18 protein-coding genes are annotated in these 21,398 nt (G+C 61.5%); 10 read left to right on the top strand and 8 right to left on the bottom strand.

Annotation, left to right across the window (positions count from 1 at the left end; all coding sequences use genetic code 11):
• The first annotated feature begins 57 nt into the window (after nt 1-57).
• Nucleotides 58-1,044, top strand: coding sequence for a magnesium/cobalt transporter CorA (gene corA / locus ASF45_RS01080; RefSeq protein WP_056655571.1), 987 nt, complete (start codon nt 58-60; stop codon nt 1,042-1,044).
• Here corA and ASF45_RS01075 read toward each other — a convergent pair.
• The 4 genes from ASF45_RS01075 to ASF45_RS01060 are packed head-to-tail and all read right to left on the bottom strand — an operon-like array spanning nt 1,037 to nt 6,485.
• Nucleotides 1,037-1,735 carry a 5'-methylthioadenosine/adenosylhomocysteine nucleosidase gene (locus tag ASF45_RS01075; protein ID WP_056655568.1) on the bottom strand — a complete coding sequence of 233 codons (699 nt, stop codon included), beginning with the start codon at nt 1,733-1,735 and terminating at the stop codon, nt 1,037-1,039. The genes corA and ASF45_RS01075 overlap by 8 nt on opposite strands.
• A complete protein-coding gene (locus ASF45_RS01070; RefSeq protein ID WP_056655565.1) occupies nt 1,732-3,411 on the bottom strand; it encodes a long-chain-fatty-acid--CoA ligase in 1,680 nt (559 codons plus the stop codon). The genes ASF45_RS01075 and ASF45_RS01070 overlap by 4 nt, the downstream gene beginning before the upstream one ends.
• 21 nt (nt 3,412-3,432) lie before the next feature.
• Complete coding sequence (gene pntB, locus ASF45_RS01065) at nt 3,433-4,848, bottom strand: Re/Si-specific NAD(P)(+) transhydrogenase subunit beta (protein ID WP_056655562.1); 1,416 nt, start codon at nt 4,846-4,848, stop codon at nt 3,433-3,435.
• A gap of 26 nt (nt 4,849-4,874) precedes the next feature.
• On the bottom strand, nt 4,875-6,485 hold the full coding sequence (locus ASF45_RS01060; protein ID WP_056655559.1) for a Re/Si-specific NAD(P)(+) transhydrogenase subunit alpha: 1,611 nt from the start codon (nt 6,483-6,485) through the stop codon (nt 4,875-4,877).
• Between the two features lie 382 nt (nt 6,486-6,867).
• Between ASF45_RS01060 and ASF45_RS01055 the strand changes: the two genes are divergently transcribed.
• From ASF45_RS01055 to ASF45_RS34185, 3 genes are all read left to right on the top strand, one after another.
• A complete protein-coding gene (locus tag ASF45_RS01055) occupies nt 6,868-7,344 on the top strand; it encodes an NUDIX domain-containing protein (RefSeq protein WP_056655556.1) in 477 nt (158 codons plus the stop codon).
• A gap of 46 nt (nt 7,345-7,390) precedes the next feature.
• The gene (mnmA, locus tag ASF45_RS01050) at nt 7,391-8,497 is read left to right on the top strand and encodes a tRNA 2-thiouridine(34) synthase MnmA (protein ID WP_056655553.1); all 1,107 of its coding nucleotides are present in this window, start codon (nt 7,391-7,393) and stop codon (nt 8,495-8,497) included.
• Between the two features lie 270 nt (nt 8,498-8,767).
• Nucleotides 8,768-9,976 carry an RES family NAD+ phosphorylase gene (locus tag ASF45_RS34185; RefSeq protein ID WP_156472769.1) on the top strand — a complete coding sequence of 403 codons (1,209 nt, stop codon included), beginning with the start codon at nt 8,768-8,770 and terminating at the stop codon, nt 9,974-9,976.
• Nucleotides 9,977-9,998: 22 nt separating this feature from the next.
• Here the strand turns inward: ASF45_RS34185 and ASF45_RS01045 are convergent, their stop codons facing one another.
• Nucleotides 9,999-10,913, bottom strand: coding sequence for a bacteriophage abortive infection AbiH family protein (locus ASF45_RS01045; protein WP_056655550.1), 915 nt, complete (start codon nt 10,911-10,913; stop codon nt 9,999-10,001).
• 55 nt (nt 10,914-10,968) lie between these two features.
• Between ASF45_RS01045 and ASF45_RS01040 the strand changes: the two genes are divergently transcribed.
• Nucleotides 10,969-12,033, top strand: a complete 1,065-nt coding sequence (locus ASF45_RS01040; protein ID WP_056655547.1) for a DUF3800 domain-containing protein — start codon at nt 10,969-10,971, stop codon at nt 12,031-12,033.
• A 392-nt stretch (nt 12,034-12,425) separates the two neighbouring features.
• On the opposite strand, the gene ASF45_RS01035 is transcribed toward ASF45_RS01040, so the two are convergent.
• The gene (locus ASF45_RS01035; RefSeq protein WP_056655544.1) at nt 12,426-12,779 is read right to left on the bottom strand and encodes a hypothetical protein; all 354 of its coding nucleotides are present in this window, start codon (nt 12,777-12,779) and stop codon (nt 12,426-12,428) included.
• A gap of 221 nt (nt 12,780-13,000) precedes the next feature.
• On the opposite strand from ASF45_RS01035, the gene ASF45_RS34180 reads away from it, so the two are divergent.
• From ASF45_RS34180 to qatD, 5 genes are all read left to right on the top strand, one after another.
• Nucleotides 13,001-13,246 carry a helix-turn-helix domain-containing protein gene (locus tag ASF45_RS34180; protein WP_082550740.1) on the top strand — a complete coding sequence of 82 codons (246 nt, stop codon included), beginning with the start codon at nt 13,001-13,003 and terminating at the stop codon, nt 13,244-13,246.
• Between the two features lie 91 nt (nt 13,247-13,337).
• On the top strand, nt 13,338-15,281 hold the full coding sequence (qatA, locus tag ASF45_RS01030) for a Qat anti-phage system ATPase QatA (RefSeq protein WP_056655541.1): 1,944 nt from the start codon (nt 13,338-13,340) through the stop codon (nt 15,279-15,281).
• A 12-nt stretch (nt 15,282-15,293) separates the two neighbouring features.
• Nucleotides 15,294-16,163: a Qat anti-phage system associated protein QatB gene (gene qatB, locus ASF45_RS36880; protein WP_304440559.1), complete on the top strand. Its 870-nt coding sequence runs from the start codon at nt 15,294-15,296 to the stop codon at nt 16,161-16,163.
• Nucleotides 16,160-17,533, top strand: a complete 1,374-nt coding sequence (gene qatC / locus ASF45_RS01020) for a Qat anti-phage system QueC-like protein QatC (RefSeq protein WP_056655535.1) — start codon at nt 16,160-16,162, stop codon at nt 17,531-17,533. Before qatB ends, qatC begins: the two co-directional genes overlap by 4 nt.
• On the top strand, nt 17,530-18,291 hold the full coding sequence (gene qatD, locus ASF45_RS01015) for a Qat anti-phage system TatD family nuclease QatD (RefSeq protein ID WP_056655532.1): 762 nt from the start codon (nt 17,530-17,532) through the stop codon (nt 18,289-18,291). Before qatC ends, qatD begins: the two co-directional genes overlap by 4 nt.
• A 19-nt stretch (nt 18,292-18,310) precedes the next feature.
• Here the strand turns inward: qatD and ASF45_RS36185 are convergent, their stop codons facing one another.
• Both ASF45_RS36185 and ASF45_RS01005 read right to left on the bottom strand, forming a co-directional pair.
• Complete coding sequence (locus ASF45_RS36185; RefSeq protein ID WP_255357749.1) at nt 18,311-19,588, bottom strand: ATP-dependent helicase; 1,278 nt, start codon at nt 19,586-19,588, stop codon at nt 18,311-18,313.
• Nucleotides 19,570-21,360, bottom strand: a complete 1,791-nt coding sequence (locus ASF45_RS01005) for an ATP-dependent endonuclease (protein WP_056655526.1) — start codon at nt 21,358-21,360, stop codon at nt 19,570-19,572. Before ASF45_RS01005 ends, ASF45_RS36185 begins: the two co-directional genes overlap by 19 nt.
• Nucleotides 21,361-21,398: the final 38 nt, after the last annotated feature.

Raw genomic sequence — 21,398 nt, 5'->3', positions numbered from 1 at the left:
GAAAAGCACCCCCCATCCGCCTTGGCGTGGGCCCGAGAACACCACAGGGGATTCCCCATGCTCAACATCTTCACCCTGGCCAACGGGCGGCTGGTCCAGGAAGAAATCGATTCGCTCGAAGAACTCTCGCAGTTTCAGCCGATCTGGGTCGACCTGGAGTCGCCCACACTGGAGGAGAAGCGCTGGGTCAAGCAGTACTACGGCCTGTCGATCCCCGAAGACGTGACGGACGAGGACATCGAGGAATCGGCGCGCTTCTACGAGGAAGACAACGGCGACCTGCATGTGCGCAGCGACTTCCTGATCGCCGATCCGGACGACCCGCGCCACGTGCGCGTGGCCTTCATCCTGAACCAGCACAACGCCGAGCTCAAGAGCCGCGGCGTGCTGTTCTCGATCCACGACGAAGACGTGCCGGTGTTCCGCCTGCTGCGCATGCGCGCCCGCCGCGCGCCTGGCCTGATCGAAGACGCCAAGGAGGTGCTGCTCAAGCTGTTCGATGCCGATGCGGAGTACTCGGCCGACACGCTGGAAGGCGTCTACGACGAACTGGAAAAGGCCGGCACGCTGGTGCTCAAGGGCGATGTCAGCGACGAGATCGCCGGCGAGGTGTTGGGCCTGATCGCACGCCAGGAAGACTTGAATGGCCGCATCCGCCGCAATGCCATGGACACGCGACGCGCGGTCAGCTTCATGATGCGCAGCCGCATGCTCAATGCCGAGCAGTTCGAGGAGGCGCGCCAGATCCTGCGCGACATCGAATCGCTGGACAGCCACACGGCCTTCCTGTTCGACAAAATCAACTTCCTGATGGACGCGACGGTCGGCTTCATCAACATCAACCAGAACAAAATCATCAAGATCTTCTCGGTGGCCAGCGTGGCCCTGCTGCCGCCCACGCTGATCGCCAGCATCTACGGCATGAACTTCAAGTTCATGCCCGAGCTGGACTGGTCCATGGGCTATCCCTATGCGCTGGGGCTGATGGCGGCCAGCGCGCTGGTGCCCATGCTGTACTTCCGCCGCCGCGGCTGGCTCAAGTAGACGCGAGCAAGGCCTGCACGATGGCCGCCGAGGCGGGGCTGGCCACCGTGCGCACGAACTGCAGGAAGTCGCCGTGCGCGGCCTCGTCGGCACGGTCCGAGATGGTTCGCACGGCTGCGAACGGCAGGTCGAAGTCGTGGCAGACCTGCGCGAAGGCGGCGCCTTCCATCTCCACGGCCAGCACATCGGGCAGGGCGGCGCGCAAGGCGCGCACTTCGGCCGTGCTGCTGACGAAGCGGTCGCCGCTGACGATCAGCCCCTCGTGCACCCGGGCCTGCGGCAGGGCCTGGCGGGTCGCCTGCAACAGCGCCGCGCGCAGCGCGGGATCGGCTTCGAAGCGGCTCATGCCGTAGAGCGGCACCTCGTGCCGCGGGAACAGCGGGGAGGCATCCATGTCATGCTGCAGGAAGGCATCGGCGACGACCGCGTCGCCTACGTTCACGCCCGCGCCGATGCCGCCGGCCACGCCCGTGAACACCACGCGGTCGACGCGGAAGCGCTCGGCCAGCAGCGTGGCAGTGGTGGCCGCCGCCACCTTGCCGATGCGCGCCAGCACCGCCACCACCTCCTGCCCGTGCAGGTGGCCGACCCAGAACTCGCGCCCGGCCACGCGCTCGCACTGCTCGTCTGGCAGCAGGGCCAGCACGGCGGCCAGCTCCTCGCGCATGGCGCTGACGATGGCCGTCTTCATGCTGGCTGGTCGCGCAACTGGCGGCGCAGGATCTTGCCCACCGGCGTTTTGGGCAGTTCGGTCCGAAACTCGATCACGCGCGGCTGCTTGTAGCCGGTCAGGTTGGCGCGGCAATAGGTCCGCACGGCCTCCTCGCTGAGCGCGGGATCCTTGCGCACCAGCACCAGCTTGACGGCCTCGCCGGTTTTGTCGTCGGGTACACCCACGCAGGCCACCTCGAGCACGCCGTCGAGCTGGGCCACCACGTCCTCGATCTCGTTCGGGTAGACGTTGAAGCCGCTGATCAGGATCATGTCCTTCTTGCGGTCGATGATGCGGAAGAAGCCGCGTTCGTCCACGGTGCCGACGTCGCCGGTCTTGAAGTAGCCGTCGGCGGTCATGACCTTGGCGGTCTCGTCCGGGCGCTGCCAGTAGCCGGCCATGACCTGCGGGCCCTTGATCGCGATCTCGCCGGGCTGGCCTGCGGCCACCTCGCGGTCTTCGTCGTCGACCAGCTTGAACCAGGTGCTGGGCAGCGGCACGCCGATGGTGCCGGAGAACTCCTTGCTGGTGGTCGGGTTGCAGCTGGCCGAAGGCGAGGTTTCCGACAGGCCGTAGCCCTCGCAGATCGGGCAGCCGGTCTTGTCGAGCCAGAGCTTGGCCACGGCGCTCTGCACGGCCATGCCGCCGCCCACGGAGACCTTCAGGTGGCTCCAGTCCACGGTGCCGAAGTCGGGGTGGTTGGCCAGGCCGTTGAACAGCGTGTTGACGGCGGGAAAGCTGTGGATGCGGTGCTTGGACAATTCCTTGAGCACGGCCGGCAGGTCGCGCGGGTTGGGGATCAGCACCAGCTTGCCGCCCGTGCGCATGGTGAGCATCATGCCCACGGTGAACGCGAAGATGTGGTACAGCGGCAGCGCGCAGACCGAGGTGGACTGCTCGCCTTTGGGCACGCGGTCCATGACGGGCTGGTTCCAGGCCTCGGACTGCAGCACGTTGGCGATGACGTTGCGGTGCAGCAGCATGGCGCCCTTGCTCACGCCGGTGGTGCCGCCCGTGTACTGCAGCGCGGCCACGTCGTCGGGGCCGATCTGCGGCTTGGTGAACTGCGCGCGCGCGCCGCGCGCGATCGCGTCGTTGAAGCGCACCGCGCCCGGCAGCGTGAACGGTGGCACCATCTTCTTGACCTTGCGCACCACGTAGTTCACGAGCGCGCCCTTGAGCAGGCCCAACTGGTCGCCCATGGCGCACAGCACCACATGGCGCACGGGCGTGGCCTGGATGCACTGCGCCAGCGTGGCAGCGAAGTTCTCGATGATGACGATGGCCTTGGCGCCGGAGTCCTTGAGCTGATGCTCGAGCTCGCGCGGGGTGTACAGCGGGTTGACGTTCACGAGCACGTAGCCGGCGCGCAGGATGGCTGCCACGGTCACCGGGTACTGCGGCACGTTGGGCATCATCACGGCGACGCGGTCGCCGCGCGCCAGGCCCAGGCTTTGCAGGTGGGCGGCGAGCCGGCCGCTGAGCCGGTCGGTTTCGGCGTAGCTGACATCGCGGCCCATGAAGCTGTAGGCCGTGCGGTCGGCGAACTTGGAGAAGCTCTCCTCCATCAGGGCGACCAGCGAGTTGTACTCGCCCGGGTCGATGTCGCTGGGCACGCCCGCTGGATAGCTCTGCAGCCAGATGCGCTCGGTCATGGGATCTCCTTCGTTCTCGGCTCAGGCTTTCAACGCGCCCAGCACCTCGTCCAGCATCTTCTTCGCATCGCCGAACAGCATGCGGTTGTTGTCCTTGTAGAACAAGGGGTTGTCCACGCCGGCATAGCCCGAGGCCATGGAGCGTTTCATCACGATGGAATGCCTGGCCTTCCACACTTCCAGCACCGGCATGCCGGCGATCGGGCTGGCCGGATCGTCCTGCGCGGCCGGGTTCACGATGTCGTTGGCGCCAATGACCATGGCGACATCCGTGTCCGGGAAGTCTTCGTTGATCTCGTCCATCTCCATCACGATGTCGTAGGGCACCTTGGCCTCGGCCAGCAGCACGTTCATGTGGCCTGGCATGCGGCCGGCCACGGGATGGATGGCGAAGCGCACGTTCACACCCTTGTCGCGCAGCGTGCGGGTGATCTCGTTGACCGTGTGCTGGGCCTGGGCCACGGCCATGCCGTAGCCGGGCACGATGACCACGTTCTTGGCATCGCGCAGCAGTTCGGCGGTTTCCGCTGCCGTGATGGGCATCGCCTCGCCCTGCGGCTCGGCCGCAGCGGCATCACCGCTCTTCTTGGCCGGGGCGCCGGAGCCGAAACCACCCGCGATCACGCTGATGAAATTGCGGTTCATGGCCTGGCACATGATGTAGGACAGGATGGCACCCGAGGAGCCCACCAGCGCACCCGTGACGATCAGCAGGTCGTTGGATAGCATGAAGCCGGTGGCCGCGGCGGCCCAGCCCGAGTAGCTGTTGAGCATGGAGACCACCACGGGCATGTCGGCACCGCCGATGGCCATCACCATGTGCACGCCGAAGAGCAGGGCGATGGCGGTCATCACGAGCAGAGGCAGCATGCCGCCGCCCACGCTGTCGGCATGGATGAACACGCGGCCGAGCCAGACCACGATCAGCAGCGCGGCCAGGTTGAGCCAATGCCGCGCAGGCAGCAGCAGCGGCTTGCCGCCGATCTTGCCGTTGAGCTTGCCAAAGGCGATCAGCGAGCCGGAGAAGGTCACGGCGCCGATCAGGATGCCGATGTAGATCTCCACCTCGTGGATGACCTTCTCGGCGCCCTGGTAGGGGGTGGAGGTGTCGACGTAGCTGGCAAAGCCCACCAGGCAGGCCGCCAGGCCCACCAGGCTGTGCATGAGCGCGACCAGCTCGGGCATCTGCGTCATCTTGACGACCTTGGCCGCGTACAGGCCGACGCCGCCGCCGATCACGAGCGCGATCACGATCCAGGCGATGCCGCTGGAACTCACGCGCGGCCCGAACACCGTGGCCAGCACGGCCAACGCCATGCCGATGATGCCGAACAGGTTGCCGCGGCGCGAGGTCTCGGGGTTGGACAGACCCCCCAGGCTCAGGATGAACAGGATGGCGGCGCCCAGGTAGGCCACCGTGGCGAGACTTTGGGACATGGTGTCGTTCTCTCTTGTCGTTCTTCTTATTTCTGGAACATGGCCAGCATGCGGCGCGTCACGGCGAAGCCACCGAACATGTTCACCGCCGTGAGCACGGTGGCCGCGAAGGCCAGCCAGCGGATCAACTCGTCGGTGCGGCCGCCAGCGGTCGCATCGGGCGGCGCGATCTGCACCAGCGCCCCGATGGCGATGATGCTGGAGATGGCGTTGGTCACGCTCATGAGAGGCGTGTGCAGCGCCGGCGTCACGTTCCAGACCACCATGTAGCCGATGAAGCAGGCCAGCACGAAGACCGTGAAGTGGCCCAGGAAGGCGGCTGGGGCGAAGCTGCCGATGAACCAGAACGCCAGCGCGGCGATGGCGAAGACGGTGGCCAGCGTCCTGGCGGGCAGCGGGCCGCTGCTGCCATGGCCGTGGCCGCTCTTCTTGGCGGCGGGTGCAGCGGCCGGCTTGGCGGCGGCCGGCGGCTTGGCCACCTGGGCAAGCGGTGGCGCGGGCCAGGTGATGGCACCCTCCTTGACCACGGTGAGGCCACGGATCGCGTCGTCCTCCATGTTCACCACGGCCACGCCGTCCTTGGCCTTGCACAGCTCCTCGGTCAGGCGCAGCAGGTTGGTGGCATACAGCGTGGACGACTGCTTGGCCAGGCGCGAGGCCAGGTCGGTGTAACCCACGATGGTCACGCCGTGGCGCACCACGGCCTCGCCGGGCACCGTGAGTTCGCAGTTGCCGCCCTGTTCGGCCGCCATGTCCACGATCACGCTGCCCGGCTTCATGCTCTGCACCATCTCGGCCGTGATCAGCTTGGGCGCCGGCTTTCCGGGGATCAGCGCGGTGGTGATGACGATGTCGACTTCCTTGGCCTGTTTGGCGTACATGGCGCGCTGCGCGGCCTGGAAGCCCTCGCTCATGACCTTGGCGTAGCCGCCGCCACCCGAGCCTTCTTCCTCGTAGTCCACCTTCACGAACTCGCCGCCCAGCGAGGTGACCTGGTCGGCCACCTCGGCGCGCGTGTCGTTGGCGCGCACGATGGCACCCAGGCTGGCCGCCGTGCCGATGGCCGACAGGCCGGCCACGCCCGCGCCGGCGATGAAGACCTTGGCCGGCGGCACCTTGCCGGCCGCCGTGATCTGGCCGGCGAAGTAGCGGCCGAAGGCGTTGGCCGCCTCGATCACCGCGCGGTACCCGGACACGCCGGCCATCGAGGTCAGTGCATCCATCTTCTGCGCGCGCGAGAGCGTGCGCGGCAGGCAGTCGATGGCCAGCACGGTCGCGCCCTTGGCGGCGAGCTGCTGCATCAGATCGGGGTTCTGCGCGGGCCAGATGAAGTCGATGAGCGTGCCGCCCTCGCGCATCAGTTCCACTTCTTCGGGTGTGGGCGGGCGCACCTTGAACACGATGTCCGCCGTGCGCCAGAGGACGGCCGCGTCGGCCACGATCTCGGCGCCAGCGGCGCGGTAGGCCTCGTCGCTGCAGTTGGCGGCCTCGCCCGCGCCGGACTGCACCGACACCGCGAAGCCGAGCTTGATCAGCTTCTCGACGACCTCGGGCACGGTGGCCACGCGTTTCTCGCCCGGGAACACCTCGCGGGGGACGCCGATGCGCTGCGGCGGTTGGGTGGAAGGGGTTTGCATGGAAGACCTCCTGACGTTGTTCTGGTGGTGCGGGCACGGCGCATGCGTGGCCGGTGGGCGCGCCCGGTTGGCGGTGGTGCCGGGATGGCTAGGTGGGCCGGTTGCGCGGCGTCCTTGCCGCGCAGGCTGGACTCAGCTGGGATGCCATGCTGCGCCTGGGGCGGAGGCTGCGGCGCTGGCCGCCATGCCAGGGCCACGTCGCGCGACATGCCGCAGTACGGCCCCCGGGGTGGCTGCTGCGCCTGTTTTGCCGGCCGGTCTGTCGGCGGGCACTCCGATCTGCATGGGTGCTCCTTCCCTCGCGTTGTCGTTGTCTCTGGTGCGGGCGGAGCTTACCCGAGTTCGCCGGGCTTACGGGCGTGCCGCGGCCTACACTGGCGCCATGTCCGAACGCTTCAAACCCAGTGTCACCGTGGCCGCCGTGATCGAACGCGAGGGACGCTACCTGCTGGTGGAAGAGCACACGCCGGAGGGCTTGCGCCTGAACAATCCAGCCGGCCATCTGGAGCCGGGCGAGGCCCTGGCCGCGGCCTGCGCGCGCGAGGCGCTGGAAGAGACCACGCACACCTTCACGCCGACCGCACTGGTGGGCATCTACCTGTCGCGCTTCGTGCGCCCCGCCATCGGCGAAGAGATCAGCTACCTGCGCTTTGCCTTCTGTGGTGAACTGGGACCGCAGGTCGTCGGGCGGAATCTGGACGCCGGCATTGTGCGCACGCTCTGGCTGACGCCCGAGGAGGTGCGGGCCAGCCGGGAGCGACACCGCAGCCCCTTGCTGCTGCGCTGCATCGAGGACCACCTGGCAGGCCAACGCCATCCGCTGGCGCTGCTGCACACCGATCCGTCCGTGTTCGACTGAACCCGTCCGCGCACGCGGGTTGGGAGGCGCTTCCTAAAATCGCCGCATGGGCAAGCAACGTGTGGTCGTCGGATTGAGCGGTGGGGTGGATTCCTCGGTCACTGCCTGGCTGCTCAAGCAGCAAGGGTACGAGGTGGTGGGCATCTTCATGAAGAACTGGGAGGACGACGACGACTCCGAGTATTGCTCGTCCAATGTCGACTTCGTCGATGCCGCGGCCGTGGCCGACGTGGTCGGCATCGAGATCGAGCATGTGAACTTTGCGGCCGAGTACAAGGACCGCGTGTTCGCCGAGTTCCTGCGCGAGTACCAGGCCGGCCGCACGCCCAATCCGGACGTGCTGTGCAATGCCGAGATCAAGTTCAAGGCCTTCCTGGACCACGCGATGCGCTTGGGCGCCGAGAAGATCGCGACCGGCCACTATGCGCGCGTGCGTGAACGCGACGGGCGCTTCGAACTGCTCAAGGGCCTGGACCCGTCCAAGGACCAGAGTTACTTCCTGCACCGCCTGACGCAGGCGCAGCTGGCCAGGACGCTGTTCCCGGTCGGCGAACTGCACAAGACCGAGGTGCGCCGGCTGGCCGCCGAGATCGGCCTGCCGAATGCGAAGAAGAAGGACTCCACCGGCATCTGCTTCATCGGCGAGCGGCCGTTCCGCGATTTCCTGAACCGCTACATCGCCAAGGAGCCTGGCCCGATCAAGGATGCGCGCGGCCGCGTGCTCGGTCAGCACCAGGGCCTGTCGTTCTACACGCTGGGCCAGCGCCAGGGGCTGGGCATCGGCGGCTTGAAGGAGAAGGGGGCGCCGCGCGGCGGCGGCGAGCATGCGCCCTGGTTCGTCGCGCGCAAGGACATGGCGAGCAACACGCTGTGGGTGGTGCAGGGGCACGAGCATCCCTGGCTGCTGTCGCACATGCTGGAGGCCGACGACGCCAGCTGGACGGCGGGCCAGGCGCCAGCGCCGGGCTCTTATGCCAGCAAGACGCGCTACCGCCAGGCAGACGCGCCCTGCGCGCTGGCGGCGGGCGCCAATGGCGCATTCACGCTGGAATTCGGCGCGCCGCAGTGGGCGGTCACGCCGGGGCAATCGGCCGTGCTGTACGACGGCGACATCTGCCTGGGCGGTGGCGTGATCGCCAGCGCCCGGGACTGAGCGCGATCAGAAGGGTTATGACGACCTTTTTTTGTAAACAACCCACCGAGTGAGTGAGTGAATGCGGTTTGTACACATGGCTGATTCGCGCACTGTCAACAAGTAGACCAATTCTAGCCAAGTTGTTGACACTTCTTGCCGCGTCTCGGCATCTTCACGTTGAGCAGGGTGATCACCAAAGACGGCCCATCCACTGCTCACCGGCCTGGGGCTGGCACAGACTCTGGCTATGCTCGTAAGACCTACAAAGCCAAAGGGAGAGGAGTCGTAGTGATCAAACAGGCCGCACCAATTGAGAACCACCACTACGTCTGCTACGACTGTTGTGTTGCTCCGCTTCTGAAGGATCTTGTGGTTCGCCAGGGAGAGATCGCGACGTGCAGCCTGTGTGGGGCAACCAAGGTGAAGTGCGCCGGAACAGGTACTGATGATTTCCTGCTCGCGATAAAGGCTCTCATTCGCTATCACTTTGGCGAATGGCAATACCACTCCAAACTTGGAGACGGGAGTCTGGAAGGACTGTTCTCCATTGACCCCAATCCCCTTCTACGAATAAACCCAGCCCAGTCGGACGTCGATAGAGAAGACGTGATCTTGTCATTTTTGGATGACGTCAATGATCGCCAGATGCAGGTTGAGGTTTTCACGGCGTATGGGCGAGACATCTACGGCCATTATCCTCACACTCCAGTTGCGGCGGGGGAGAGTCATATCCTTCAGTCTGCGAAAAGAAAGCTTGCAGACACAAACTATTTTCTGGTGGAGGATGAATATGAAGCGATCATTCGACCAATCGTTGCCTATATGTCCGGATCGGTCAGTGCCGGCTCTCAATGGCATAGAGCAAGGATGGGAGCCAAGCGCAGGGCAGCCGATTTTCACGAAATAGGTGCACCTCCGCAGTATTTCTTCGAGCCGCACAAAGATAAAGCCATCGGTGCTCCGCCTGTGGGGGTGGCCACTGCTGGTCGCGTAAATCGCCCCGGTGTTTCATACCTCTATCTCGCTTCAAATTCAGAGACAGCTGCAGCGGAGATACGCCCTCACCCAGGCGAGCTCGTGTCTGTTGGCATGTTTGAGGTGAACAAGGATCTACGCGTAGTAGATCTGCGCACACACGATCTCACAAAGCTTTGGCGCAGCGACTCTCAGCTTGAAATGCTGGAATTCATTATTGCGATGGAGAAAATCTTTGCCACAGCTGCACCGCCTAGCAATCGAAGTGCTTACACGCTCACGCAATTCCTCGCCGAGATCTTCAGACGCTTAGGTTTTGACGGCGTGCTGTTTCGGAGCACCGTCGGCGACGGCGACAACTTAGTTGCATTCAATCCTGCTCACGCTGACTGGGTCGCCGGGTCCAGTCGAGCTATTGGCGTAGCTCGAGTGCGATATGAGTGGAGTGATGTATCGATGTTTGATGAATCTGCAACCTACGATATGGATTATGAGAAGCAATCCAAATTGTTAGAGCAATAGGCATGCGACCTTGATACCCGCATTAGAGGCTGTCCCATATGACAGCAGTCGTTCTCTGCGTTGGGATTCCGAGACGCTGCAGGTCAATCAGCTTATCGGGCCATGCCGAGAGACTTCGGCACGCAACTATCCAGCCGGCGGCCGTTAGTGATGGGACTTTTAACAAGGCTGCGAAGTATTCTGAATCGACTTCAGATAGAGAGTGCCCAAGGACGACCACCTGTTCAACATCAGAAAGCTGATCGAAGAAGTGGGCATGCTTCTGAATGAGTTCAGCAGAGCGCTTAAAGGTGCTCGAGAAATATCCGTCAATGATCTCATTGGCCTCATACATCCGCACATCCATTTCCTCAACGTCTTCACGATTGTTGAGCGAAGGGCGGACGGTTGGGCTCCATGCGTGACCGAGAATCAGCTCTTCATCTTTAACGGCGGCGTTGCCGTGAATGAAGCACACCCTACGAGAGTCGATGCCATAAACCGATTGCAAGGTCGGGGTGTAGTTGAAGGTCAGGTAGTACGCTTCGGGATCAAGCGTCTTTAGCCGTCGCTCCACCTCAAGATGGTTGGGTATGGGTATCCCCCTGATCCAGTTTGCAAACTGATGCTTTAGACCTGTAGACAGACGCTCTACACAATTGTCCACCTCATATTGAAAATCATGGTGTCCCGAATCACTCCAGTCGTCGGCACCATATGAGGCCATGAAATGGCCAAGATTGTCGATCAGCGCCTCAACATCCATCTCTGCAAGCGCTTGCTCAAGTTGATTCCATTCGTCGCCCGCGGGTAGGTAGGTCTCAACCTCTTCAAATACCTCAGGCGCGTTTTCCGAGACGTAACTCTTGAAGTCGCTAAATTTGGAAGGGATGTCGTGCCACAGATCAAATCCGTTTCCGATCACGTAGAGGCACTTGGGCTTGGCGAATTGCTTCATACTGAGTGAGAAATTTGAAGTTCCGGACCATCGACCATACCGTCTAGAGGCCAACATGGAATGCTTCCGCATTGACGAAAGCGGTTATACGGGATTCGATCTGCTGAACGCCGATCAGGCCTTCCAGGGGGCTACCGCGATCGCCATCAGCGACGACGACGCGGCCAGACTCATCAAGGAGCACTTCCCCCGGCTGCAAGCGGATGAGCTCAAGTACAGTTCCCTGACACGCCGCTCGAGCAATCACCCGCGGATCCTCGCGCTCCAACGTGATGTGCTTGATGGGTTCAAGTGTGTCTCGTATGTCTGTGACAAGCGCTATCTGCTGCTTCTCATGCTGCTGGACTACGGGGTCGAGCCGTTCTACTACGAGCGCGGTCTGAACTTTTACGAGGATGGGCAGAACTACGGTCTTGCCTCTCTTCTGTACTACGTCGGTCCGAAGGTGCTGGGGCGAGATGCTTTTGAAGACCTGCTAGCCTCTTTCCAGCGGGCCATGAAGGAGAAGACACCAGCAAGCCTCCAAGACCTGGTCAATGCAGCACGCAAGACAAACTGGCAGGAGCTTCCCGAGGCTCTTGGACCCTTGGCGCAATATGCGGACCCGGACTGCTTGAGTGCAATTGCAACGCCCGGAGTCACTACGGATGCAGCGCTTGTTGTCCTCCAGTCCCTCATTTCTCGCATGGAAGAGTTGGCAAGTGGTCCGTATCGCGTCGAGCATGACCGCTCGAAGAACCTGCTGACGTATCACGACCTCCTTCAGCGCTACATCGACCACGACCAAGCGGCAGAGTTTCAGCAGTCGGAAATCGCCCGAATCAAGTTCCCGCTCAAGCTGCAGTCCGTGACGCAGGTCGACTCAGTGTCTAGTCCAGCGGTGCAGATCGCTGATGTCATGATTGGCGCGACCATCGAGGCAGCCAAGATGATCACGGGGCGACGTGAGGCTGGGATCGATGGCAATGCTGTGCTGGAAGCCTATGGGGCCGATCAGTTCATTCATCTGGTCCCATCGGTCGACTTCGAGGCTCAACGGAAATTTCGCGCTGGAACGCAGGCAGATCAGGTGATCGACTACTTCGCCAGGCACTTTCATAGCCCAGACCGGAACGGGTAGGGCCGACGGAGTGCAAGCGTTGCTCGATTGCGGGTGAACTCCGCAATTGCGGAAATCGGCCGCAATTTCCCGCAAAGTTGTGGCCGCGAGATCGAACTCGATGCGGGGATCAGCGCCGCAGTCTGCGAGCGTCGGGAAACGGCACTGAGCGCTCGGGACGCGTTGTAGCGTCCTCGTCCCCCTGCTTCGGTGTTCGCAGGCGCTGGAGTGCTGCGAAAGCCGATTCAAGCGTAGACGGCCGAATCGCGCCTGTACGCATCAGTCGCTCGTGAAGCTTGACGTTCAGCACAGGCGCCTCGCCTCCGGGCAGAGCCAAAACTACCGGTGCGTTGCTTCTTGGATCTGAACTCATTGTTGGCTACCCTCTGCGTTCAACTGCGTAGCTGAGCCCATCAGTTCTTCAACGACTCTGGTTCTTCCTTTTCGAAGATGCACTTCGCGCCCGAGGACCAATAGATCCTTTCATCGACCTCCTCTGGTTCCGACTCTCCAACGAGGAAGATCCGTCCGGAGACGCAGTGCATTGCGATTCGCTCGGAGCCGGGCAAATGGGCATCCCTCCAGCTTGCCACACGGCGAACGATTTCGAGCTGAGGAACGCTGCTTGGACTATCTGGCGGGAAGACCAATGACATCGAATCGATCTTCGCATCGATCTCTCCCAGCAACTCCAAGCCTCTGAGACTGGGCGCCACTAGCAGCACTCGATCTTCGTCGTTAGTCCTGCGCTCGGAGAAGCTCACCATCAGGACGCATGCCCAACTCCATGGGGCTGCCAACCAACCGGCATATGAGCTTGCCGGCACTGTTTGATCTAACGTTGCTTTCGGAGGAATAGCTGCGATTGCCGCGGTCTCTGACATTTGACTTTGAACCCTATGAAGTCTTGTCCTCCGACGTCCGTCTTGGCTCGTGGATGTGGAAGATCGTCCGTGGTGTAATTGCCATCATAAGACAACCATGGCGGATGCCTGCAGCTTCGCCACGTCACGCCCTCGATCCAACTTTGATTGCCTTGGGCGCAGCCATTCGCGCAGCTCGACTCAAACGCGGCATCTCCCAAGAGGAGTTGGCCCATCTATCGGCGATTGATCGCTCTTATCTGAGCAGCATTGAGCGTGGTTTCCAGAACCCAGGTGTCGTTTCCATACTCCGCATGACGTCAGCTATGAAAATGACGGCCGCTGAATTGTTCGAAGCTGCTCGCTTATGAAGTACCTGATGCACGTGTTTCGTCGGAGCTAGAACACATCTATAAAGTGGACTCAGTGTGCGATGCCTAAAAAATCAAATTGGAGGATGTCATGTTTCTGAACGACCAGGAAACCGCCACTGACCTGCTGCATTACGAAGCCATCGCCCGCACAGTAGTGCGTTTCATCAATGAAACGCCAAATGCTCCAGTGACGATTGGGGTCCATGGAGACTGGGGTGCCGGGAAGTCCAGTGTTCTCAAGATGACTGAGTCTGCCTTCAAAGGGAAGGACAGAGTTCTTTGCCTGTGGTTCAACGGCTGGACCTTTGAGGGCTTCGAAGACGCAAAGACTGTCGTGATCGAGACGATCGTCGACGAGCTGCGGCGTTCGCGACCAACCTCGACCAAGGTCGCGGAAGCTGCGAAGAAGGTCTTGCGGCGGGTCGACTGGTTGAAGCTGGCGAGGAAGGCGGGAGGAATGGCGTTCACCGCTGCGACAGGCATACCAACAGCTGGTCAGTTGCAAGACGTCGTGGCGGCGGTCAAGGCGTTTGTCGCGAAGCCTCAGGATCATGTGTCTGTCGAGGACTTGAAAAGCTTCGCTTCGGAAGCCCAGCAGTTCCTGAAGGCGGCACCGGAAGACACGGAACGTTTACCGGAGCACATCCACGAATTTCGGAAGGAGTTCAGCGAACTGCTCGAGGCCGCCGATCTGGACCGGCTTGTAGTGATCATTGATGATCTTGACCGCTGCCTGCCGAAGACTGCCATCGCAACGCTGGAAGCGATCAGGCTGTTCTTGATGGTGGAGCGCACAGCGTTTGTCATCGGCGCTGACGAAGTCATGATCGAGTACGCAGTCAGGGAACACTTCCCTGATCTGCCGCCAAGCAGCGGGCCCCTGAGTTACGCAAGGAACTACCTTGAGAAACTCATCCAGGTTCCCTTCCGCGTGCCAGCCCTGGGGCTCGCAGAGACACGGACGTACATCACCCTTTTGCTGGCAGAGTTGGCTCTCCCACGGGGCGACGAACGCTTCACGAAGCTTTTGACTGCTGCACGCGAAGACATGAAAAGGCCTTGGCAGAGTAGAGGACTGGACATGCGGCAGCTTCAAGACGCTGTCGGCACCCCGCTTCCAGAAGAGATCCGACAAGCCCACGCCATCAGTTCCGTGCTGACAAGGATTTTGACGGAGGGGACACACGGGAATCCGCGGCAAATAAAGCGCTTTCTGAACACGATGATGTTGCGGCAAGCGATCGCGCACGAGCGTGGATTCGGGGCGGACATCAAGTTGCCGGTACTTGGCAAGATCATGCTGGCGGAGCGGTTCTATCCCGACTTCTACAAGCAGCTGGCGCAGCTTGCCGCAGGGGAATCAGGTAAGCCCGCGGTACTTGCACAGCTCGAAAGCAGCTTAAAGAAGCCCGTTGCAGGGGAGGCAGCAGTAGACGCTGGAGGCAAGAAGGGGAGCGCCAAGACCGAGGCCGCCGAGGTGTTGGCACAAGAGGTTGCCGACTGGCAGAAGAATGAATGGATCCGCGGCTGGGCTTCCATGGATCCAGCGCTCACCGAAGTAGATCTGCGACCCTACGTTTTCGTGACACGCGACAAGCGCGGCACCATTGGCGGGTTCACAAACTCCGCCCACCTTGAGAACGTCGTTGAGCGGCTTATGGGCGGAAAGCTCGTAGCAAGAGGGGCCACGGCAGAAGTAGCCAAGCTCCTGCCTCAGGAGCTCGACGAAGTCTTTGGTGCAGTCAGCGATCAAGTGCTGGAGACGGAAGACCTGAAGACCGAACCTAAGGGTGTACAGGGGCTCATGGTGCTCGCGGAGCACAGTCCGGAGATGGGGCGCAGGTTGTTGGATTTCGCGAAGGCGCTCGACATCAGCAAGGTGGGAGTTTGGCCTATAGCAATGATTTCGACGCTGAAAGAGCAAGCCTTGCAGAGCGAGGCAAAAAATGTTGTCGCCGGGTGGTCCGAGCAAGATGACAACGCAATCCTGAAAAGAGGCGCGAAGGCTATGGGGTCAATCGCCAAGAAATAGAGGGAGGGAGCAGTGGGAACATCAAAAGGATATGGCGGGCCTCCGAACGGCCTCGTACCTACTTGGCTCGACGCAGGCGGCGGTGGACCTGCTGATGGCGGGGACGGCGACCACGACGGTTCTGGCGATGGCGCGTCGCCAACGCCCCCCGATGGCGGGCCGGCGCCGGCAGGGGGGTTTGCTGCCGCTCGAAACGCGTTCACGCGCTTCTCAAAAAACGGCAGTTCGAGCGCGCTTGGTACAGCCCTTTCAGCCTACGTTGGGGGCGGCAGTGGAGGCGGAGGCGGCTCGCGCGGGGGCGGGGGCGCTGGAGGTCCGAGACGTGCTGCGCAACGCATGGGGGCATCTCGTGCTTCGGGAGCGAGACTGCTCGGAGTGGTCAGGGATTTCCAGTCGGTTGGACCAGCCGAAACGCTGCGCCAACTTGATCTCGAGAGCATGGCCAATCAACCAGCATCAGAGGTTTTCCTCGCGATGCTTGAGTTCCTCTGCCCGCCCGGCGGAGCCATCGACGAAGCCATCTCTCGGCAGGCGATGCTGGAAGCGATCGGAAATTTGGATCGTGATGCACCGACAGCCTTCGCACAACTGGCCCCGGAGCAACTTCGTGAGTTCTTCCTGGACTTCATCGCTCTGTCGATTGAGGGCCGGGTGATTGCCGACATAGGAGCACGCGGCATCACGCTACCAGCCGACATCGCCACGGTCGAGCAAGCTCATGAGCAGCTCCATGACTTCATCGAAGGATGCTGTCGGGTTCATCTGTCAGGGCTGCTAACTGGACTGGAGGCGTTGAATAGCCACGACGTGGAGCAGCGTTCGAACGAAATTTACGAGGCTGCCTTTTCATTGATCGCCGATGCCGGAGAGGATGCGACATGAGCTCAAATTCCATCGTGGCGAGACTCGGGGTGTCCGATACGGAAACTGTCGAACCAGGACGCGCTGACGCTCATGTCACCGAGATCAACTTCATCGACTCGTACGAGCGTTTGGATTTCGGCCTCGGCCAAGCACTAGAGCAGCTCAATGTCTTAGGCCTCGTACCTGGTGAACGGGCGATCGACTTAGCTCTTGTTGCGGCCACCGTGTTGGCTGCGGACACTCGCATTTCCCGCGAAGCCCTCGCTCAGGACGGGTGGACGCGCGAAATCGAGATCTGCGTACCAGTTGCCGATCCTACGTTGTGGCAGTCGCAATCGTCGCTTCTTCAGAAAACGCTGAACTTCCTCACCGGTGACAAGTGGGCCATGCAGTTCCGGTCGCGCCCTCCTTCCAGGGACGTTCTTGTTCCGGCGACGGAAAACCTGCGAACCGCGAACCCCGACAGTGTCTGCCTCTTCTCTGGAGGACTCGACAGCTTCATCGGAGCGCTCGATCTTTTCGCTAGCGGTTCCACGCCTCTTCTGATCAGCCACTATTGGGACGGGATCACGAGCCAGCACCAGAGGATGTGCGCCGAGAGGATGAAGGCCAGGTTCCCCGGATCCGAGTTCAACCACATCCGAGCGCGCGTCGGCTTTCCCAAAGACACGGTCGATGAATCTCCCGTCGAGGATACGTTGCGCGGCCGCTCCTTCATGTTCTTCGCGCTTGCGGCGCTTGCCGCGGACGCGATTGGCGGGGACGTCACGATCCATGTGCCGGAGAACGGATGGATCTCATTGAACGTTCCCCTTGACCCGTTGCGTCTTGGATCTCTGAGCACACGGACGACACACCCTTTCTATATGGCTCGCATGAACGATTTGCTCGGGGCACTCGGGGTTCGCGCAAGCCTGCTGAATCGGTACGCGTTCCAAACCAAAGGGCAGATGGCACAAGGTTGCCGAGACCACGACTTCCTTGTCGCCTATGCGAAGGAGACGATGTCCTGCTCATCTCCTGGCAAGACGCGATTTGCAAAGGACGAGACACAGCGCCAGCCCAAGCACTGCGGCTACTGCGTCCCATGCCTCATTCGTCGTGCGTCACTGCTTGCCGGCGAAGTTCCGGACACGACGCCGTATCAACTTCCGGACCTGCACGCCCATGTGATTGACACCGAGAAGGCTGAGGGAAGTCATATCCGATCGTTTCAGCTAGCGATCTCTCGGCTGCGTCAGAAGCCCGAGCGAGCCCGATACGACATCCATCGCCCGGGTCCGTTGACCGATCACCCACAAAGCTTGCAGGCCTATGAAGGCGTCTATGTGGCAGGACTCGAGGAGGTCGCTCGCCTGTTGGATGGTGTTCGGGCAGAACCACTGTGACGGCTCCGCCGGTGAAGAGAGCGAGGTGGGTTGATTTCCACTGTCACCTGGACCTTTACCCGGATCACGCGCACTTGATCGCCGAGTGTGATCGGGAGGGTGTCGCTACCTTGGCAGTTACGACAACACCGAGGGCTTGGTCCCGAAACAGAGAGATGGCCGCTGGAGCGAATCACGTAAGAGTGGCGCTCGGCCTGCATCCACAACTCGTCAGCGAGCGGGAGCAGGAGCTCGGTCTGTTCGAGAAGCTGTTGCCAGAGGCTCGGTACGTGGGGGAAATTGGCCTGGATGCCGGACCGCGGTTCTACAAAAGCTTCGAGGCGCAGGAGCGAGTGTTCGAACGAATTCTTCGGATGTGTGCCGAGCAAGGGAACAAGGTCTTGACCATTCACAGCGTCCGTACCGTGGCGAAGGTTCTGCAGCACTTGGAGAAGGCGTTCCCGGCTGATCGCGGGCAAGTGGTTCTTCATTGGTTCACCGGCTCTGCGGCCGAGGCACGCCGTGCTGTTGAACGTGGGTGCTACTTCTCGATCAACTCTGAAATGCTCAAGTCGGCGAAGAGTCGCGAACTGGTTGAACAGCTCCCCGTTGATCGGTTGCTGACTGAGACCGATGGCCCTTTCGTCCTGGTTGCGGGGACGGCGGTCCGCCCAGTCGCGGTGTCGAACACTGTGGCCCAGCTAGCAGAACTTAGACACGTTGACCCAGAGGAAATGAGACATCAGATTCTGCGCAATCTGACAATGGTTGTCAGCTAACGCGAAGAAAGGATCAGGCTCATGCGAACGGTGGTCGGCTCATTTGCGCAGTTGCTTGCACGAGGACAACACATCGCTCCTTGGCCCGCGTCACAGCGTTGTAGAGCAGACGTCTCTTCTGGTCATCACTTCCTCCGATGGCGGCAGGCCAAAGAACAATGACGTTGTCGAACTCTCGGTTCTTGGCGCCATGAACTGTCATCCCCTTCCACCCACGTACCTCGCTTCTTCGAGATTGGCGACGCTGGGAGAAGGACTGCTCAATCGATTTGACGATCTCATCCTTTGAGAACTGCAGCTTCGCTCTGGTCCGACGTTGAATCTCTAGCCATTCGGCCACGTCCCTGGCGATCCTCGCGTTGCCCGCGGCAGTGAGGACGGCAATGATCGAGGGACCATCGCTCTGGTCCGCAAGATTGATCGTGGCCAGGTACTCTGCAGCAGCCCTGGCTTCTGACTGCTCCCATGCGACGTCGTAGGGGCCCGCCCCCTTCTTTGTCTTGTTCGCAGCGGCCCAGGCCAAGGCACCCTTGGCGAACGCGCCGAGGGTCGGTGTGATGATCGCGACGCTCTTGCCTCCGCCGTACCAGCTCAGATTGGAATTGACCCACGCACCAGCCAATGGCGCATTAGAGGTCTGCGCAACGACGAAAAGCTTCTTCGATTTGGGCGGTTCACCGGCGCGAATAGCGCTCGCTGCATTGAGTAGCTCATCAACGTTCGTGCGACGAGGCTTTACGAGCTCTTCCGGGTCACAGATCTGCGCCAGCCAACCGCATGCAGGGTTGGGGCGCAGTTCCTCGCTCAGACACTGAAACTCGTCCGCGGCGACGAAGACCTCCAGCTTGTTGGCTAGGCCTGCCACTATGCCGAGGCGGTTCGCAGTCATATCCTGAGCCTCGTCAACGACAAGGATAGGAAACGTGGATGCCACCCAACCTTGCACCTCTTTGACCTGGGAAAGCGCACTGGCCGCTTCGCATACCCGCTCGTACTCAGTCGGCTGGATGTTCACAAAGCCGAGGAATGAGGCGAGAGAGCGCCATCGCCGAAACAGGCGCCAGGCGAAGCTATCGAGGGTCGTACACTCTGTCTTCCCCTTCAGGCTCGGAAGCGCCGCAAGGCGCTCTTCCAGGCGTCGACGAGATCCATGCATGAAGGTGAGAGCCAGAACTCTCTGGCCGCTTTGAAGAGGCGTGGCTTCCAGATGCGCTGACAGCGATTCCATGAGCATGTGGGTCTTTCCACAACCCGCACCGCCGGTGAAAGCTCGGACCGTCACGGCTGAAACACCCATACTCCATGGGCTCCCCGAACAAAGCGCTGCGTAGCTTCATCGCCGGCACAGGCACAAGCCAGGCCGCTCAAAAGATCTGCGGCCCGCGCCCTGCATGCCGGCGTCGTAGAGATGGCTTCCGCAAGACTTTCATAGGCGATGATGTCCATCTTCTTGGCCTTCAAATAGACCACGACATCAGCGCTCGAAGTTGGCGGCTGAGGGAATATCTCCGCAAGCTTGGCCACCACTGCGGCTTCGTCCGCATTGAGAATCCAACCAACGGCGTCCTCGATCATTGCGCCATCGTTCCAACGGATGATCGAGCTCGGCGGCTCTGCCTCCTGCCGCAGCTGGTCTACGTACTCCAGCCCTGCAGCGTCACCGTCGACGAGACAGCAGACACGCTTGTGTAGGCGCCTCATCAGCCTATGGGTCTCGACGACATTAGCGTCTTCGGTGGGCACTACGCCGACCTCGATGCCGAAGGGGCGAGTCATTGTTTCGACCCAGCCTTCGGTCATCATCAACGGCCGGAGGATGCAACGCATCAGCTGGAAGTCGGCACGCCCTTCTGGAACGAGGAGGGCTGGCTGCATCAGCGCGCTCAACACGTCAATTCTGCTGTGCTGGAAGAACTTGCGCTTCCAGTTTGGCGCCGCGGCAGTAAGTGGGCTAGCAAGGAACGGTTCGGCAGAAAGTACCCCTTCATGCTTCTTCAAGATCAGCACAGAGGTCGGATCGGCCATGCTGGCAACCAGCGGCGAATGGGTCGTGACGAATGTCTGTGTGCTGAGCGCCTGAACCCGCTGAACCAGCCGCTGCTGCGCAGACGGCGGTAGATGGACTTCGGGCTCCTCCAATGCCATCAGGAACTCGCCACCGCTTGCAGCACGAGCACGGCCTAGCTCGAGAAGCAGCAACAACCCCTGCATGGAAACCAGCCCGCTACCCTGTCGCGCTGCAGGAATACTGAAGCCGTCCGTCCCCGCAAAGTGGGCTGCGACAGCCTCCATCACAGCTCGGCTGTCCGTGCTAGTGAGCCTCAGCTGGACTTTGGGAGCATTTGGGAATGCGAGCGCAAGCTCGGTGTTCAGGTTCTGGATCAGCGGTTGAATGCCCGGATCGGCATCGATGGGTTGCTCCGGTGCTCGCAGCCGATCTCGCTCAGCTAGCAAAGCGGCCGCAGGCTGAGCCGCAGCGGCCAGAACTGTGCGCTTAAATAGCTCGTTTCCCCACGAGAAAACTTTGTCCCATGTCCGACTCGCGCGCACGAGATAGAAGCTCAGCTCTTGTATGAGCTTGCTTGGAACGGGGGCCGGAGCCTCATCAGCGAACGGATCGATGGGCTCATCGTGATCGTAGAAGTAGCGTACGGTTTCCACGGCCAAGCTGTCTTGGTCGAAGCGCGCTTGAACGCCAAGCTGGCAGCACAGCTTCCAGGCGGGGTTGGTGCGTGCTGGATGAACCTCGCCTGTGCCCTCATCTAGCCATTTGACGACTGCTCGCTCATCGCGAAACCAGTGACTACTCTGCTCAGGGTCGTCTGCGGGAAAGTCGGTGATCGTGGCCACGACCTTGACGCGGTCCACCGCCTGAGGGTTGGAGCCGTAGAAGTCGTGTTCGGTTAACTCGCGAACCAAGCGATCTCTGCCGAGTACGAGCGTCAACGCCTCGATTAGCGTCGTCTTGCCAGCGTTGTTGTCGCCAACAAGGACAGGGTGCTTGCCGAACCGTACGAAGCCAGTTCGCACACCACGAAAGTTATCGATCCTCAAGTTGGCTATTCGCATTCTGCTCCCCTGTTTTACGATGTTCTAACGATGGTCTG

The organism is Pseudorhodoferax sp. Leaf265 (assembly GCF_001422365.1).
Taxonomy (GTDB): Bacteria; Pseudomonadota; Gammaproteobacteria; order Burkholderiales; family Burkholderiaceae_C; genus Pseudorhodoferax.
Note: the sequence above shows the minus strand (reverse complement) of the source record. Positions and strands in the feature narration are given on the sequence as shown.